The 17,803-nt window shown below is 66.6% G+C and carries 10 protein-coding genes; 6 read left to right on the top strand and 4 right to left on the bottom strand.

What is annotated here, in order from left to right; genetic code table 11:
• Positions 1-2: 2 nt before the first annotated feature.
• Positions 3-461: a YidB family protein gene (locus Afe05nite_RS28245; RefSeq protein ID WP_203820254.1), complete on the bottom strand. Its 459-nt coding sequence runs from the start codon at positions 459-461 to the stop codon at positions 3-5.
• Positions 462-667: 206 nt separating this feature from the next.
• Between Afe05nite_RS28245 and Afe05nite_RS28240 the strand changes: the two genes are divergently transcribed.
• The gene (locus tag Afe05nite_RS28240) at positions 668-1,081 is read left to right on the top strand and encodes a hypothetical protein (protein WP_203820253.1); all 414 of its coding nucleotides are present in this window, start codon (positions 668-670) and stop codon (positions 1,079-1,081) included.
• Here Afe05nite_RS28240 and Afe05nite_RS44085 read toward each other — a convergent pair.
• The gene (locus Afe05nite_RS44085) at positions 1,048-1,362 is read right to left on the bottom strand and encodes a hypothetical protein (RefSeq protein WP_239118253.1); all 315 of its coding nucleotides are present in this window, start codon (positions 1,360-1,362) and stop codon (positions 1,048-1,050) included. The two genes, Afe05nite_RS28240 and Afe05nite_RS44085, sit on opposite strands and share 34 nt — an antisense overlap.
• Here Afe05nite_RS44085 and Afe05nite_RS28235 point away from each other — a divergent pair.
• Positions 1,252-1,659, top strand: coding sequence for a site-specific integrase (locus Afe05nite_RS28235; protein ID WP_239118246.1), 408 nt, complete (start codon positions 1,252-1,254; stop codon positions 1,657-1,659). The two genes, Afe05nite_RS44085 and Afe05nite_RS28235, sit on opposite strands and share 111 nt — an antisense overlap.
• Positions 1,660-2,131: 472 nt before the next feature.
• Here the strand turns inward: Afe05nite_RS28235 and Afe05nite_RS28230 are convergent, their stop codons facing one another.
• Complete coding sequence (locus Afe05nite_RS28230) at positions 2,132-2,869, bottom strand: tyrosine-type recombinase/integrase (RefSeq protein WP_239118245.1); 738 nt, start codon at positions 2,867-2,869, stop codon at positions 2,132-2,134.
• Between Afe05nite_RS28230 and Afe05nite_RS44080 the strand changes: the two genes are divergently transcribed.
• Both Afe05nite_RS44080 and Afe05nite_RS28225 read left to right on the top strand, forming a co-directional pair.
• Entirely contained in the window at positions 2,849-3,139 is a 291-nt protein-coding gene (locus Afe05nite_RS44080; RefSeq protein ID WP_239118244.1) for a GNAT family N-acetyltransferase, read from the top strand. The two genes, Afe05nite_RS28230 and Afe05nite_RS44080, sit on opposite strands and share 21 nt — an antisense overlap.
• 337 nt (positions 3,140-3,476) lie before the next feature.
• Positions 3,477-5,255, top strand: coding sequence for an AIPR family protein (locus Afe05nite_RS28225; RefSeq protein ID WP_203820252.1), 1,779 nt, complete (start codon positions 3,477-3,479; stop codon positions 5,253-5,255).
• A 600-nt stretch (positions 5,256-5,855) separates the two neighbouring features.
• Here Afe05nite_RS28225 and Afe05nite_RS28220 read toward each other — a convergent pair.
• Positions 5,856-10,775: a LamG-like jellyroll fold domain-containing protein gene (locus Afe05nite_RS28220; RefSeq protein ID WP_203820251.1), complete on the bottom strand. Its 4,920-nt coding sequence runs from the start codon at positions 10,773-10,775 to the stop codon at positions 5,856-5,858.
• A 333-nt stretch (positions 10,776-11,108) separates the two neighbouring features.
• Here Afe05nite_RS28220 and Afe05nite_RS44670 point away from each other — a divergent pair, with 333 nt between their 5' ends.
• Both Afe05nite_RS44670 and Afe05nite_RS28210 read left to right on the top strand, forming a co-directional pair.
• The gene (locus Afe05nite_RS44670) at positions 11,109-17,393 is read left to right on the top strand and encodes an RHS repeat domain-containing protein (RefSeq protein ID WP_203820250.1); all 6,285 of its coding nucleotides are present in this window, start codon (positions 11,109-11,111) and stop codon (positions 17,391-17,393) included.
• Positions 17,393-17,800, top strand: a complete 408-nt coding sequence (locus Afe05nite_RS28210; RefSeq protein WP_203820249.1) for a hypothetical protein — start codon at positions 17,393-17,395, stop codon at positions 17,798-17,800. Before Afe05nite_RS44670 ends, Afe05nite_RS28210 begins: the two co-directional genes overlap by 1 nt.
• The last annotated feature ends 3 nt before the right edge of the window (positions 17,801-17,803 follow it).

Below are 17,803 nucleotides of genomic sequence, written 5' to 3'. Positions count from 1 at the left end.
GCTCAGTGCACGTGCGGGCCGAAGACGCCACCCGAGCGATCGCTCTCGCCGGCGGCCTCGTCCAGCTCCCGGGCCAACTCGGCCGCACCGACCAGCACACCGCCGGGGCTCAGGGCGTCGGCGAGGTCGGGCAGCACCGCGGCCAGTTGGAACGCGACGGCTTCCGGGCTGCTGTCGGTGTACCGGGCCACGTCGGCGATCGCGTCGTATCCGATGACCGCCCGGACCTGCTCGATGCCCATCGCGGTGTTGCGTTCGGTGTCCGACAGCCAGCTGCGGTGCTGCTCGACCGGTACCGTCTCGATCAGGTACGCGACCAGGACCCGCAGCCGTGCCGGACCGGTACGAGAGCCGGCGATCGCCGGCCCAGGGATCGCCGGGCCGGCGTGGGCGAGGCCGTAGAGCAGGACCCGGATCTCCGGATCGTCCAGGAGCGTGAAAAGTTTGCTGAGGTCGGTCACCCGACGATGATGCCGCGGCCGCGGCGGCGCGGTCTTGAGTCGACCGACTGAGCGTCGTCGGTTCGGCCGCCGCCGCAGTCGCCTGACTCAAGCCGCGGACAGCGTCCGCTTCCTAGCGTGGCCGGAGAGCGTATCCGCTCCACCTCACCGACCTGGTCGCGCTGCCGCCATGGTCATCACCCTTCGAGCCTCTTGAGGAGCGCAACGTGCCGGTCGTCGCCGACAACATCGATCAATTCGTGATTCATCCGACCTATGCCCTCGCCGGCCTGCTGCCCGATCAGGAACACGCCGATCGGGTGCTGGAGGCCCTGTCCACCGCCCTCGACGCCGACGTCGAGGTGCAGTTGTTGCACGGCGAGGAAGGGCTGCGGATTCTCGACCAGGGCGGTTCAGGTCACGGCCGGACCGCCTGGTTCCACCGGCTGTTGCAGAACTGGACATACTACGAGCAGATCCTGGGCATCTACAGCGAAGGCCTCCGGCGCGGTGAGCTCCTGACCGTGATTCCCTGCGCCCTGGACGTACGCCGCCAGGTCGCCGCGACCATGGTTCCGCACGGCGCCCATCGGCTCTACTACTTCGGCTACGACACCGTCGAGTCCATGGTCACCGGATGAAGCCCGGGGCTGGTGTCCGTACGTTGGTACTTGACCCGGTGACACTCGACCTGCTGAGGCCGCTCGCGCGGGGCAGGCGTCGCGGTTTTGTTCGCCGGCCGTTGGGGCCAGACGATCCGACCGGACAAACCTGACCGGACAACCTGACCGACCGGTTCAACCAGCTTGCTGTGGCGGCGAAGGTCCGGCCGATCGGCCTGCATCGGATCCGGCATCTGATCGCGTCGACGCTGCTGCACGCCGGCTACGGCGTCCACGAGGTCGCCGAGCGTCTCGGCCATGATTCGGCCACGCTCATGCGCTACTACGCCCGGGTCAGCGCAGCCCGGCGTCTGCAGGCCACGGACTGGATCGCCGAATTGATGACAGAGCCCGAGATCCAGCCAAGGGCGCTGCCTAACTGGGCAGGCTGCGCCACGAGTCTTCTTCCGAGTCGGGTATGTGGGCGGAGTTACGCCCCGCCTGAGGCGCGAACGCCTGTATCCGTCTGCACGCGACCTCGGGCGCGGCAAAAGGACCGAATCCAAAACTCGCCCACATGTGGTCGGTGGCATTGCCCCGGCCAGGTTGAGTGTTGACGGAATTCGAGTAGGAGAGGTTCCTGAGGAATGGTCTACAAAGCGGCTAAGTCGCGATGGAACTCGTGGAAGGAGTCTTCTCTGAAGAAGAATTAGTCGCGGGGAAGTCTGCTGCCGAGTCAAGGGGTCGATTCGCCGACGGGTTAGCACGCCGCTCGCTGGTCTCAAGCAGCCTGCTGGCGGGCCGATAAAACACTGACAAAGGTCCGCGAGAACACCTTTGAGGGAACCTGAGCAAAGAAACCGCTGATAGGGGCGTTATGATGGATTCACCGGGAGGTGGTTGGTAGCGACACCTTTACTCGGCCTGGTATGGTTATCGGTGACCTGGTAAAACGTTGGTGAGCACGTCGCTGGGCCTTTCATGTCCTGGGGGTCAAGGGGTCGCAGGTTCAAATCCTGTCAGCCCGACAATCTTGAAGGGCCGTTGACTAGGGTATAAACCCTAGTCAACGGCCCTTCTGTCATTCTGCTAGATCCGGATATTCCTACTAGGCTGCCCGGAGTTGGGGACCGTTTGGGGACCGGGGGGCCTCAAGTGGGCGCTGAGGGCATCTCCCGCCTCGTTGATCGAGCGCTGATCCGGGTGCAGGTACCGCTGTGTGGTGGTCAGCGAACCGTGCCCGGCGATCTTCCGGAGGACGTGCACCTTCACGCCCGCATCGGCGAGCCACGTCAGGCCGGTGTGCCGCAGGTCGTGCCGCCGCAGGTGCTCGTAGCCCAGCGCGGCAACCACCTCGTCCCAGTGCGTGGCGTCGCGCAGTACCGCCGTGCTGATCCGGCCGCCGCGCGGTCCGGTGAACAGCCGCGCGTCCGGGCCTGCCGCCGAGGCAAGCCGCTCGATCACCATCGGCCGAACCTCCTCGATGATCGGCACCTTGCGAGCACGCTTGCCCTTGGTGCCCTTGTCGATCAGACCGCCCGGTCCCGGTGTGGTCTGCCGGCGCACGGTCCACGTCCACGTTGCCCGGTCGATGTCCCCGGCCCGGACGCCGGACACCTCGCCGATCCGGGTGGCCGTGCAGGCGGCGAAGGTCACGATGTGCCCCCACCCGGTGAAGTGGCCCTGCGAGCGAGCGACGAGGGCGTCCGCGAGAGTGGTCAGAGCCTCCCAACTCGGCAGGGCGAGCGTGCGGGGATCGTCCAACTCGTCCTCGGCCTGCTGGTACTCGCGCTGCCAGCCCTTCACGTGCGCGACGTTGTGATCCACGATGCCGTCACGCTTGGCCTGTTCGAGCACTCTGACCAGGATGGCAAGCGCGGTGTAGGTCGAATGCTCGCCGAGGCCGCACTTGCTTACGCTGCGGGAAAGCGCCTGCGAGCGGTTTTTGATGTCATGGAAAAGGACCGTACGGCCATCAGCATGTACGAAAGAATGGGCTGCGTCTTGCTCGGCCGCACCCTGCACCACGTTGCCGGTGGCCGAACCATTCCGGCGCTGTGCTACGCGGCACCCGGTGCCGTCGATCCCGCAGCGTAGTGGCCTGCCCGCGTCACTCTGTCACTGGTGTCACTGTCGTCACTCGATGGCCGTTTAGCTGCGAAAACGTGAGTGACAGCCTATCCGCGGGCTGTCACTCGGTTGCCTCAGAAGCTCCGGGATGCCGCTCAACGGGGCTGGAACCTTGACCAGGCACTGCGGGGGAGTGTCACCGCTGTCACCTGTGTCACCGAGGTGGCTGGCCGAGCAGCACCACCGGTGTGACGGTCCGCCCCGCGTGAGGTCACTGTCAGCGGCGGATGGCACGTCACGTACCCTGAAATCCTCACCGTCAGCCCTACTGAAGGGCGAGGTTAGTAACTCATGAGGAGGGCTGATGCACACACTTACGAGCAAGCGCGTGGGGAAATTCTCACGTGACTTTGGCTTCGAGGGAACCGAGTCGGAAAAGTTTGAGCGATACGTCGCAGCGAACTACCTATTCCCATACGTGCGTGATGATATTGATTCAATTGAGCGTTCAGTTCTTGGTGGCGGCAATGACGAAGGCGTTGATATTGCCGCAGTCGTCATTAATAACCGCGTCGTCTTTGAACCCGAGGAAATCGACGAACTGATTGCAGGGCAAGGTGCCAATTCTGCAAAGGTAATCTTCATCCAGGCTAAGACAAGCGAGTCGTTTGACTCAAAGCTCATCGCCAAGTTCCTTCACGGTGTTGAGGCGGTGACAAAGTATGCAGTGAAGGCCAACACTGTAACGCTGCCACCTAGGTTGGTTGATTTGGCAATCCTTATTGACCGCATAGCGGAAAACGGCGACAAGTTCGCTGACAGCCGCATTCCGTTAGAGATCTATTATGTCACGACCAGCCCTAATGATGGCCAGAATGCGCAGGCTGAGCTTCAGGTAACGGAAGCGCTTGAACGTATCCGTCAGTTCGGAGTTTACTCAGAGGGATTCAAACTCCGTACCCACGGCCACGAGAAGCTCGCTGCTAAACAAAAAGAGCGTCACGGACCCCAAAACGTTCAGTTCAACTTCGAGAAACGACAAACGATCCCGGCAACAGATAGGGTCAGTGAGGCTTACATCGGCCTCATATCTGCCACCGAGATCATGAAGCTGCTCAAAGATGAATTTGGTGAAGCGCGCGCTGGTATCTTCGACGACAACGTGCGACTCGACCTCGGGCCTCACAACCCGGTGAATAGCCGGATCATGGGAACTTTGAGATCAAACGAACGCGAACACTTTCCTTTTCTAAACAATGGCTTGACTATTATTGCCACCGAGCTTCGTGGGAATGGCGATAGATTCTTCATCTCGGGATACCAGATCGTCAATGGCGGGCAAACAAGTCACCAGCTCATCCGTTGGTCAGAGACGGACGAGGTGAAGAATGCTTCTCACTTGTTGTCTAATCTTTGGATCCCAGTCAAAATTGTGAGTTCTAACGACCCGGACGTCCGAACAAGCGTTTCTATCGCGACTAACCTGCAAACCGCGATTGGTTCGACAGACATCCAAGCTAGTTCTCAAATAGCTAAGAATGTCGAAGAATACTTCGGGCAGTCCGGCTCGGATGGATTGCGTTATGAGCGCCAGAGCCGTGGGGCGGCGCTCGATTTTGCGCGCACCCGTGTAGTGACCACACCAGAGCTGAATCGGGCTGTTGCCGCAACCCTTTTTGGCGAGTCCTCCCGCGCAATCGGATCCCCAAAAGACTTTGAAGTCGAAGGGTCTTTTGTATGGGGAGAATACCCTGTAGAAACGTACTACTATGCAGCCTGGATTATCTATCGCATTGACAGGTATTTTGCGAGGACACCGGAATCTACGACGTTGAAGGCCGCCAAATACCACATCGCCATGATGGTTTCTGCGCTCGTGAATCCAGGCATCGTCTCGATTTTTGAGTCTAGCGATTTGGATGCGAGCAAGGCGCTCAAGAATCCAAAGAAGCTTAGTTTCCGTATATCTGACAAAGCGTTCTCGGAGAAAATTGAGGCCGCGATTGCGTCCGCGATAGCGTTGGCTGCGGAACAGTTCAGTCAGGTGCTCGCCGAAGGTCGAAGCCTGCGTAAGGACGACGTTAGAAGCAGGCGTAGCCAAGAGGCTTTGCTGGAGAGGGTGAAGACTGCGAGCAAGCCCTAAGCAGGCGGCGTTGTGTCAGCGCTGAGCGGGTAGAGGTTGTGTGACGTAGAGGTTGTGTGACGGGTCCAGCAAGTCGTGCGGGGACCATATGGGGACCACACGCTATGCACACTCGTACCCAGACCTGCACACTTGACATCCTCTTGAACGTCGCGCATCGCGCTTGACGTGCACAAGCGCCGTCCACAATGGCCTGGGGGTCAAGGGGTCGCAGGTTCAAATCCTGTCAGCCCGACTTTGTGAAAGGCCAGCTTGGCTGGCCTTTTTCATTTCCCGCCGTAATGCTTGCGGATCTTCGCGACACGCATTTTCCCGAACGCGCGTACGGTTTAACGAGTTCTCGTTGATCGCGTCCTTCTTGTCGGCCCGTCGGGAAGTGTCGCGCCGGCTCTTTGCGAGTCGTTATTCGCCACGATCAAAACGGAACTCATCCACCGGCAGCCCTGGCCCACTCGGGCCGCCGCCCGACAGGCGACTCTCGGGTGCCAGCGTCACGTCAGCCGGTTCCGCCGGCCTGCTCGCCACCGCCCGACACGACATCGTCGGCGTCTGCGTGGCGTGGGCCGGTGGGCGGGCCCGCGGGCCCGCCCACCGTCGTTGTCAGTGGATCTGCTTGCAGAGCGCGGTTACCTGCTGCGAGGTGAGGGTGTAGTTCCACGCCTGGACGTTGCTGATGCTGCCGGGCAGGTACGAACCGGCCCCACTGTGGCCCAGGTCGAACGTTCCGGCGCCGTTCCAGGCCGTGGTGTTGGCCGCTGTTCCGGCGGGGGCTCCGTTCACGTACAGGGTCATGGTGTGGGTTGCGGCGTTGTAGCTGGCGACCAGGTGGGTCCAGGTGTTGAGGGCCGGCGCGGCCGCCGCGGACACGTGCGGGCTTGTCGCTGGGGCCGCGGTGTCCGAGCCGGGCGCGATGAACGTCCAGGCGTTGTAGGTCTTGTTGTACTGCAGGGCGAAGGCCGAGTTGGCCGTTCCCTGCTGACCGGCGACGGTGGCGGTGGCGGCGATGCTGCTCAGCTTGACCCAGGCCGAGACCGTGTAACTGCCGTTGGTGGTCAGCACTGGCCCAGCCGTGCTCGCGCCGGCGTCGGTGCCGTTGAGCGTCAGGACGGTGCCCCGGGTGGCATCGCTGCTCCAGGTGGCGCCGCCGATCAGGGTGGCCGGGTTGTTGCCGGCGAGCGGATTGGTCACCAGGTACGGATTGGTGCTGCCGGGCGCGCTGTCGGCCGCGGTGACCACGACGTTGTCGGGGTCACTGGCGTCGGCGTCGTTGAGCGCCCAGGTGTCCTGTGGCCCGAGATAGGCCGAGGCCAGCGCGGCGTATCCGGCGTCGGTGAGGTTGACGTGGTCGGTGGCGACGGCGGCGTTGGGGTCGAGCTTCGTCTCGCCGTTGGCGGTGTCGGGGACGCCGACGGCGGCGTCGGTGTCGATGAAGAACTGGGCCGGGGTGGTCCAGGGGTTGGTGTCGCCGAAGCCGCCACTGCTGAGCCAGGTGTTGAGGTCGACCCGGTCGGCGTCGACCGCGGCGGTGCAGGGGTCGTTCGCGGTCGCGCCGGCCGCGGTGGTTGCGCCGTCACCGGTGTATCCGTCGCAGGGGCGCACGCCGAGGACGATGACGTTGATGTCGTTGAGCTCGAGCGCGGTCAGCAGCTGGGTGTAGCCGCTGTTCTCCAGCGAATCCAGGTTCCGGCCGTTGAGGATGTCCTCCAGACCCTCGTCGAGCACGACGGTGTTGACGCCGGGCTGACTGAGGATGTCGCGGTCGATCCGGGACAGCGCCGAGGGGCCACCGATGCTTCGACCCGAGTAGTTCTGCGGGTTGTCGGTCATCAGGTAGTTCGACTGGATGCCGGCGGCGATCGTGCCGTACGGGCCGGGGGTGGTCGGTTCGGCGGCGAGGAGGTCGTCGGAGAGCCGTACGCCGGTCTCGCCGTTGGGCGCGGTGTTGGGTTGGAAGGCGTCGATCAGACCGTCGCCGAGGACGGCCTGGGTCGGCGTTCCGGCGGTGGTGACGTCGATGTTGGTGAGCAGATTGGTGAAGTTGCCGTTGTGCGTCCCGGTGCCGGTGAAGGCGGTGGCCGCGGTGTCGGTGGTGTGGTCGCCGGAGCCGGGCGCCGACGTGTAGATGTGGTCGGTGTCGGAGGCCCAGGAGTGCTCGGGCAGCGACGCGACCGCGTTGGTCAGCGAGAACGAGACCAGCAGCCACTGGTTGGCGGTGACCGCGAAGGTCAGCGGATCGCTGTAGATCATGCCGCCGGCCGGGATCTTGGCGGTGGCCGCGCCGGCGAAGGTGAGGTTGTGGAACGCGCCGCTCGGGGTGGCCACCGGCGGGGCGGCGCCGTCGAGGGCGACAGTGGCGTGCCCGATCGTCAACGGAGCGACGCCGAGAGCGTTGTCCAGGCGGATGCGCAGGGTGTCGCCCGAGATCGAGGGCTTGACCGCGGTCCGGAAGGTCATGTTGGAGAACTTCGTGCCGGCCGGGGTGAGGTAGTTGTAGGCGAACTCGGTCGGGCTCGCCCACGCGCCGGTCCACGACTTGGCGGCGGCGGGGCTGACGGCGCTGCCGTTGGCCTCGACCGTTCCGGTGGTCGTGTTACGCGGCGCCATTGCGAAGATGTGTAGCCCCTCGGTGCCGTTGCCGACCTTGTTGCTGACGTCCGGCAGGGTCACCGACGCGATCGTCTTGCCCGCCTCCAGCGGCACCGAGAACGGGTAGATCTTCGGCGTCCTGGTGTCGGCCGTGCCGCTGATGTTGTTGCGGTGCGGCAGCGTGACGGCGGCCAGGCTCGGCGGCCCGGCGACCCAGTCGGGCACGTTCAGCACGTACGGCTGGATCTCTCCGTCGGTGTAGGTGATGACCCCGCGGGCCGGGCAGTACGCCTCCGGGTTCTCCCCGTCGAAGCAGTAGGTGCCGGCGACAGCGAGGCCTGCGGCCAGGTACGGCGTGGTCGCGTTCTGGTCGATCTCGGCCGGCTGCTGCTCCTGCGCGTTGGTGGCGGTGGTCAGGAATTCCAGGCTGCTCGGACCGCGCGCGGGCACGGTGTACGCGTACGTCACGGTCTGGTTGGCCGCGAGGACGTTGTCGGCCTGCCCGGCGCCGAACGCGGGCAGCGTGAACCCGGCCCCGTTGACGTTGACCTTGCTGCCGGTGGTCCAGCCCGCGTTGGCCAGGTCGGTGGCCGAGAACGAGGTGTTGCCGTCGGCCGACCCGGCCGCCATGGCGGTGTCCGCGGTGATGGCGGTGTTGTTGAAGCAGGCCGCCAGGCTCGCGCAGGTCGTGGCCGCGTGGCTGGCCGCCTCGAAGTTGTAGCCCTCGGTCGCCGACGCGTCGCCGGCGGCGTCCAGAACCGCGACCCACAGCGTGTGCGGGCCGGGCGCCAGCGGCGTCACCGTGACCGTGGCGGCGTTGCTGGTGGCGGCGACCACCTCGGATGCCGGAGTGTTGGTCACCGGCGGCGGGGTGTCGAGGTTGTAGACGAACTTGGTGGCCGCGGTGCCGGTGTTGTGCAGCGTGAACGTGGCCGTGGTGCCGGCCGCCGCGCCGATTCCGCCGCCGTTGTCGGTGTCGGGATAGGTCGCGTTGGCGTCGATGCTGGGGTCCAGTACGGCGTGCGGCTCGGCGACGAAGTGGCAGGACCAGGTCGGGTAGGCGGTGGTGGCCATGCCGTCGGTGACGGTGACTTGCCAGTCGACGATCTTCCCGTCGGCCAGCCCGCTGATGAAGGCGGCCGGTAGGCTCACCTTGGCGGTCGTACCGGACGCGAGGTTGTCGCCGGAGAGCAGCGTGTACGTCGTGGTGGTGCCGTCCACCCAGTACTTGAAGGTCGCCCGCAGCTTGTCGCTGTCCGGGTCGGAGATCTTGGCCGACAACACTGGGGTGTTGGTGACGATGCTCTTGCCCATGTACGGGTAGGGCGCGGCGGTGTCGCAGCCGACGTTGTTGGTGCCGGAGACGGCGGCGAGCTGGGTCGCGGCCGGGGTGGCCGGGGCCCGGTTGAACGTCACCTGCAGCGCCGGGTTGTCCGCGAACCGCTTGAACGCGTTGCGATTCTTGCTGGCTTCGGTGCTGTCCTGGCTGAGCACGACGGTGAACTTGCTGCCGGTGCGCGCCTTGACGAACGCGGTCTTGACGTCGAATCCGTGGGTGACGTTGTCGGCGTTCGGGCAGCTGTCCGGGTTGGATGCCGGGCCGTACGACTGGCTGGTGCTGAATCCGCTGTTGGTGGCGGGCCGGTTGTTCCAGTCGGTGCCGGAGCCGATCGCGCCGGTCCAGTGCAGGTTCACGGTGGCGGTGACGGTGCAGTACGACGAGTACGTCTCGGTCGCGTTGACCTGTGCGGTGTTGATGGTGACGTTGCTGGTCTTGAGCACCGCCGGGATCGTCCACTGGTAGTACGCGTGCTCGTCGCCGACGCAGCTGGACCAGCCGTTGTAGCCGACCCCGAGGTTGCCGTAGTTCCCGGCGCTGCCGGTGTTGTTGTAGTAGGACGCGCCGTTGCACGGCGAGCCCTGCTTCACCTCATCGAACGCCGGGGTGCCGCCGCTGGAGCTGTGCCAGTTCGGGCTCGGGTCGATGTAGAGCGGGAAGACCGTGGACGCCGCGTGCAGCAGCGTGCGGTCCGGAATCAGGCTCAACGCGGTCGAGCTCGCCCGCATCCGCACCGGGGCGACGCGGGCGGCCGCGCCCGGGTGCGCGGCGTCGGAGCGGTCGGCGGCGGGCGCCTTGGTGGAGTCCCACATCAGCGGCGTGGCGGTGTCGAGCACCATGCCGGTGTCCGGGTTGGCGGTCAGCGTCGTGCCGTCCGGGGCGCGGCCGTGCCGGGTGGCGGCGCGCAGGGCGAGAGCGTCGAGCGTCTTGTGGCGGGCGGCCTGCGCGGTTTTGACCACCAGCACCTCGTGGAAGCCGCCGCCGGTGGTCGCGCTGACCACCAGGTCGACGCCCGGCAACACCTCCGGGTAAGTCGCGGTCGATCCCGACACCCGCGGCGCGGGCAGCTTGCCGGGCCAGGTCACGGCGTAGCTGGTGGCGCCGGAGCTGGTGGTGGCCAGCGGCCCGGCACCGCCGGCGGAGAAGCGCACCGAGCCGTACGCCGTGGCCACCGGCGCCAGCGTGCCGTCGGAGCCGCGGTGCAAATTGGTGTCGATCGGCACCCACTTGCCGCTCTGCTTGGTACGCACCGGCGTCGGAGTGCCGGAGTAGACGAAGCCACCCTGCGGCTCGGCCGTGACCAGTTGGGTCTCGGTGGTCAATCGGCTGACCACGACCTCTTTGCCGCTGCTTTGCGCCTGGGTCGCGGCTGCCTCCATGGCTGCGGCGGCGTCGTCGCCGAGGACCGGACCGCTCTCCATCTGCCGCAGGTCGGACGGCTGCGCAGGGGTCGCCGGCGGTTGTGGGCCGGATCCGGTCAGGCCCGAGTCACCAGCGGGCGGCGTCGCGGCGGCCGGCGCGGCGAGCAACAGCACGGCGGTGGCCGCCACCGACGCAGCGGCCAGCGCTCGCCGGCCCCTATTTTCTTGTGGCACTGTGCACCTTTCCCATCGATCGCGCAACGGCGAGCACGGCCTTCCGGCCTGGAATTCAGGGAACGTCTAATTAGACCGTTGACTAATCACTGGGAAAACGTGCGTCATAACGAGCCCCCGTGCCCGCGCACGCAGGCCGGAATGGACTGCGCGCAGCGGAAAGTACCTGCGTAAGGGGTGGTTATTCAATGTATTTCAGGTCACTCGAGGTGCGGACCACTCTATTTAGACGGACGTTATGAAAAGGGGGGCACAGTGACGGCCCTCGTCGATGCTAATGTCCGCCGTCTACGCGGCTTGATCATCTGCCGCAAACGCGGGGGAGAGGGCTAAATGCTGCCCAAAATCAGGTCGGCGCTGGTCGCGCTGACAGCGGTGACGCTGGCCGTCGGGGGCAACATCCTCCCCGCGCAGGCAGCCCCGGCCAAACCGGTGGCGCCGGTCGTGCCGGCCACGCGCTCGACTCCGGTGAAGCCGCTCAAGGGCAACTACACGGCGCCCAAGCCGGCGTCCAAATACCGCGCGACCACGGCGTCCTGGCCCGCCGGCGTGGCCGATGTGCCGGCCACGCCGGTCGTGCCGGCCGGCGCCGCCGACGTGCCGGCCGCCCGATCGGCCGCCAAGGGCGTGCGGGCCGGATCGCTACCGGTCTGGATCGGCGGCAGCAAGGCGCCGGCCGTGCATGTCGAGGCTGAGACCCACGCCGCTGCCACCGCCGCCGGAGTGGACGGCGTGCTGGTCGCCCTGCGCTCGGCCGGCTCCGGATCAGCCCACCTCACGCTGTCCTACGCGTCGTTCGCCGACGCCTACGGCGGCGACTGGTCCTCCCGGCTGCGGTTGGTCTCGCTGCCCGCGTGCGCGCTCACCACACCGGACGTCGCCGCCTGTCGCACACAGACCCCGCTTGCCTCGAGGAACGACGCGACCGGCCAGACCCTCGAGGCCGACTCGGTGCTGAGCGCGGCCGCGACCACCGTCGTCGGCGCCACCGCCGACAGCAGCGGCGGCAACGGCGACTTCTCCGCCACCTCACTCAAGGCCGCCGGCAGCTGGCAGGCCGGCGGCAGCGGCGACGCGTTCACCTGGTCCTACCCGATCACCGTGCCGGCGGTTCCCGGCAATCTCCAGCCGAAGGTCGCGCTGAGCTACAACTCGCAGGCCCAGGACGGCCTGATCTCCTCAACCAACAACCAGGCGTCGTGGATCGGTGACGGCTGGGAGTACTCGCCCGGCTTCATTGAGCGGTCGTACGCCTCCTGCCACGACAACGCGGCCGGGGCGACCAAGACCTGGGACAACTGCTGGTCAGCCAAGAACACTCTCACCCTGTCGCTCAACGGATCGAGCACGCCGCTCGTGCTCGACGACGGCGGCGCCGGCTACCACCCGCAGAACGACCAGAACGAGAAGGTCGAGCACCTGACCGGCGCGATCAACGGCGCGCAGAGCGGCGAGTATTGGCGAGTCACCACCGCCGACGGCATTCAGTATTACTTCGGCCGCAACGAGCTGCCCGGCTTCAGCAGCACCAGCACCGCGACCAACTCGGTGTGGACCGTGCCGGTCTTCGAGACCGACTCCACGCGGCCCTGCTACAACGCCACCTTCAGCAAGTCGAGCTGCCAGCAGGCGTACCGATGGAACCTCGACTACGTCGTCGACACGCACGCCGACACGATCGCGTACTTCTACCACGCCGACCAGAACTACTACGCCTCCGCGCTCGGCAGTACTGCCGCCTCGGCGTACACCCGCTCCGGTTACCTCTGGAAGATCCAATATGGCCAGCGCGACGGCGCGGTGTACAGCACCTCGCCGGCCGCCCAGGTGACCTTCACGGTCAACGGCCGCTGCGACACCGACGCGGCCGGTTGCGCCACCTCCACGCTCACCTCGGCCACCGCCAAGGACTGGCCGGACCTTCCTTACGACGCCACCTGCGCGAGCGGCGCCACCTGCAAGAACCAGTCCCCGACGTTCTGGTCGACCACGATGCTCACCGGCATCCAGACCCAGGCGCTGGTCGGCACGACCGAGACCGCCGTCGACTCCTGGTCGCTGAGCCACTCGTTCCCCGACCCGCAGGACAGCAAGTCGACCGCCTCGCTGTGGCTCGACTCGATCACCCACACCGGCATGGACACCACCGCCGGGCCGATCGGCACGATCGAGCGCACCCTGCCGGCCACAGTGTTCGGCGGCACCCTGCTCGCCAACCGCGTCAAGATCACCAATGGCTATCCGCCGCTGACCCGGATGCGCCTGAACCTCATCACCACCGAGACCGGCGAGAAGATCTCGGTCGGCTACTCCACCGCGATCTGCCCCACCTGCGCCCCGACCGACCCGGCCCAGAACACCACGCTGGCCTACCCCGCCTACTGGACGCCGTCCGGTCAGAGCTCGCCGATACTCGACTGGTTCAACAAGTACGTCGTCACCGCGGTCACCAAGCAGGACACCACCGACGCGTCGTCCAACGACGACATCGTCACCACCTACACCCCGGTCGACAAACCGGCCTGGCACTACGACACCAACCCGCTGACCCCGGCCGCCCAACGCACCTGGAACCAATGGCGCGGCTTCAGCGGGATGACGGTGGCGGTCGGCAACACCCCCGACCCGATCACCAAGACCACCTACACCTATCTGCGAGGTATGGACGGCGACTACCTGACGTCCACCACCCACCGCAGCGTGTCGGTCACCGACTCACGTAGCGAGGCGCCCATCACCGACGCCGACCAATTCGCCGGCGTCACCTACGAGACCCGCGTCCTCAACGGCTCCGCCCTGGTCAGCGACACGATCACCGACCCCTGGACGTCGGCCGCCACCGCCAACCAGGCCGCCACCGGGCAGCACGCATACCACACCGGCACGAACCGTACCCGGGTCTTCACCGCGCTCGCCTCCGGCGCCACCCGGACCACAGAGGTCGACGAGGCCCACGACGGATACGGCCGGGTGACTCGTACCGACGACCAGGGCGACGTCAGCACCACGACCGACGACACCTGTCTGACCAACACCTTCGCCGACAACACCACCACCGCGTGGATCCTCGACAGCAAAGCCGAGGAGCGCAGCGTCAAGGTCTCCTGCGCCGTCACCCCGGCCATCCCCGCCGACGTGCTGTCCGACCAGCTCACCTACTACGACGGCGGGACCACGCTCGGCGGCGCGCCTACGGCCGGCGACCCCACCATGGTCAAACGCCTCCAGTCGTACGTCGCCGGGGCGCCCGTCTACGTCACCGCGTCCACGGAGGTCGACCAGTACGGCCGCGCGACCAGCGCCACCGACGGCAAGAACCACACCACGACCACCCAGTACAGCCCGGCCACCGGCGCCGCGCCCACCTCGGTGACCGTCACCGACCCGCTGAACCACGCGACCACGACCACCTACGACGCCCTGCGCGGGCTGGCGAAATCCACGACCGACCCGGCCGGATACGTCACCACCAGCCAGTACGACGCGCTCGGTCGGGTCGTCGCAGTGTTCAAGCCGGGCCGCTCCACGAGCAGCACACCCAACCTCAAATACACCTACTCGGTCTCCAACACCGGGCCGTCATTGGTCAGCACGTACACGCTCAACCACGACGCATCCGGCTACTGGCAGACCGAGACGCTGTACGACTCGCTGCTGCGCGTCCGCGAGACCCAGGCCCAGACCTCCGGGACCGGGCGCGTGCAGACCGACGTCTTCTACAACACGACTGGGCTCAAGTCCGGGGAGACCGCCGCCTACTACAACGGCGCCGCGATCAGCGCGGCCATCGAACCGGCCCAGGCCGGCGACATCGACGCCGAAACCGCCTACACGTACGACGGGGCCGGTCGCAAAACCGCGGACATCGCCTACCACCGCGGCGACGAGACCTGGCGCACCACCTACACGTACGGTGGCAACTTCGTCACCGTCGTCCCGCCGGCCGGCTCCACCCCGTCGACAGCCGTGTCCGACGCCCGCAACAACACCGTCCTACTACGCCAGTACCACGCCGGCGTCACACCCGACTACCTGCACGCGGCGAGCGGCACCTACGACGACACCCGCTACGGCTACACCGCCGACGGCAAACCATCGGCCGAGACCGACGCCGCCGGTAATTCGTGGGGATGGAAGTACGACCTGCTCGGCAACCAGATCGAGCTGGACGACCCGGACACCGGCAACTCCACCACGACGTACGACAACAACGGCGCGGTCGCCACGGTGACCAACGCCGAAGGCAAGCAGGTCACCTACGCGTATGACGACGGCGGCCGCAAGACCGGGCTGTACGACACCACCGGGGGACAGGCGCCGGCCGCGGGCAACGCCCTGGCCACCTGGACGTACGACACGGTCAAGAAAGGCATGCTGACGGCGACCACGTCGTACTCGGCCGGTGACACCTACACCGACACGGTGCTGGCCTACAACCTGTACGGCTTCGTCACCGCCCACCGGATGACCCTGACCGGCACCGACGCCGGTGTCCTGCCGGCGGCCGGCTACACGGTCTCACCCGGCTACGAGTCCAACGGACTGCCGGACGGACAGAACGACGCCGCGATCGCGGGCCTGCCTCAAGAGACGACCGGGTACGACTACGACGCCACCGACCAGCCGACCGCGCTGACCGGCAAGTCCGCGTACGTCACCGCGGTCGGCTACACCGGGCTCGGGCAGGTTGCCCAGTACACCTTCGGGGCGGGCGCGGTCGCCGGCTACGAGAACTTCACGTACGACGAGCAGACCGGGACTCCGGCAACCACGATCGTGAAGGGGTTCGGCCAGTCCGGCGACATCGACAACGTCGCGTACACCTTCGGCTCCGCGACGGTCTCGAAGGGCTCGGGCCTGCTCACCAAGATCGTCGATAAGCGGTCGGCCGCCACCGTCACCGATACCCAGTGCTTCGGCTACGACTACGCTCAGCGGCTGCAGCAGGCCTGGACGGGGACCGACAACTGCGCGGCCGCCCCGACTGCCGCCACTGTGGGTGGATCGGTCGCGCCGTACTGGCAGTCCTGGACCTACAACGCCGACGGCGGCCGGGACACCGCGACCGACCACGGCATCGCCGGCGCCGCCGACACCACCACCAGCTACCACTATCCGGCCGCCGGCAGCGCCACCGACCAGCCGCACACCCTGAGCGGCATGACGTCGACCGGGCCGAACGGCGCGACCTTCACCTACGACAAGTCCGGCAACACCACCGCGATCACCGGTGGCGCGAGCGGCGACGAGAAACTGACCTGGACCTCGACCGGCAAGGTGGCCACCGCCACCACCGCCCGGGGCACCACGACCTTCGGGTACGCCGCCGACGGCAGCCAGCTCATCCAGCGCGATCCGGCCACCACCACGCTCTACCTCGGTGACCAGCAGATCGTCATGAACAAAAACACCAAAGCGCTGACCGGTACGCGCTACTACACGGTCAACGGCACAGTCGTCGCGGCCCGGGCCGGAGCCACGGCGGTCAGCTACCTCATCGCCGACCGCCAGGGCACCGCCGACCTGACGATCGCGGCCGCCAACGGCGCGGTCACCCGCCGGCAGTACCTGCCCTTCGGCGAGATCCGCGGCGCGGCCGCCGGCGCGTGGCCCGGCAACAAGGACTACGTCGGCGGCGCCGATGACGCGAACACCGGAATGGAAACCCTCGGCGCTCGCCAGTACGACCCGGCGATCGGCCGGTTCCTGTCGGCCGACCCGGTGTTCGAGGGCAACGACCCCGCGCAGATGGGCGGATACGCATACGCCGGAAACAACCCGGTGGTGCACTCCGACCCGAGCGGCCTGCGGATCGACGCCGATGGCAAGGCGTCCGACGTGGCGGCGGTCGGCGACATCGACTTCGCCCGCAAGCGCTCCGCCCAAGCCGCCGGCTCCGGCAACGGCGGCGCAACGCACAAGCCGCACGTGGTCGCCCTGACGCCACATGTGCTGATCCGCGACGACGACCCGTACTACCCGAAGATGTACACCGCCCTTCATGGCAGCCAGATCGGCGACAAGCCCCTGGTCAAGCTCAAAAATGAGGAACAGATCTGGCGCTGGGCGTGCTCGTCGAAGGGCGCCTGCCCGAAGGCGTTCAACGATCTCCTGGGCGGCGGCAACGGAAGCTTCCTGTTCCCGACGAACTACCACAGGGCAACGCACGTCAACGGCCGGGTCATGGGCATCATGATCGGCTCCGGCACCCGCAAGGACGGCTTCGTCCGGCGGCTCAACGACCCCGACTCGATGCGTGGCGCGACCGAGGAAGAAGTCGACGCGCTGGCCCGGTCATCGGGCTTGAAATCGGCGCCGATGAAGCCGACCTCGGCAACGGGCGGCCGTGGCACCCGCTACTTCGATCCCGCGGACGATACGGTCCAGGTCATGTTCGAAGCGGGCGACCCGGCCCAGGCCGACCCCGTACACCAGGGCCCGTATTTGAAATACCAAGTGAAGGGGGCCGGCAAGGCCGGTGCGGTGCGGGTGCCACTGGACGGCAACCCGAACCCGGGCGAGGGTTTCACCGGCGCTGCGCCCAAGCCCATCGCCGAGTGGGGCAACGAGTCGTTGATCGAGGTCATCGAGGAAGCAGTGGAAGAGGGCGGCGAGTAATGAACGTTCCGGACTTCGCGCAGGGCCTGGACGCCCCAGGCTGGGAGAAGCTGCTGTTCAACGGCGCCGACGCCCAATTCACCATCGAGGCCCCGGCCCGCCTGATCGCACGGCACGGCTACTGGCTCCAGGTCCCCGAGTTCATGGAGTTCGTCGAGTTCTACCCGCCGGACGCCGCCGGCATCCGCTTCCCGGAGGCGGCGGCAGCGCTGGACGCCGGCCGCTTGCCGACGCGCGACCAGGAGGACGAGAACGTGCTGCGCTTCGCGGCCGGCCTAGCCGGCGAATACCGGTTTTTGCTGACCTACGCGGCCGAGAACAACAGCGCCGAGGCCATCGCTCTGATGGCCGAGGCACTGATGTACAGGGACGGTTTCACCACTTCCACCGCGACGCCCCGCCCCTGAGCC

Source organism: Paractinoplanes ferrugineus, from assembly GCF_016862195.1.
In the GTDB taxonomy this organism is placed as follows: domain Bacteria; phylum Actinomycetota; class Actinomycetes; order Mycobacteriales; family Micromonosporaceae; genus Actinoplanes; species Actinoplanes ferrugineus.
This window is presented reverse-complemented; position numbering and strand designations above follow the sequence as displayed.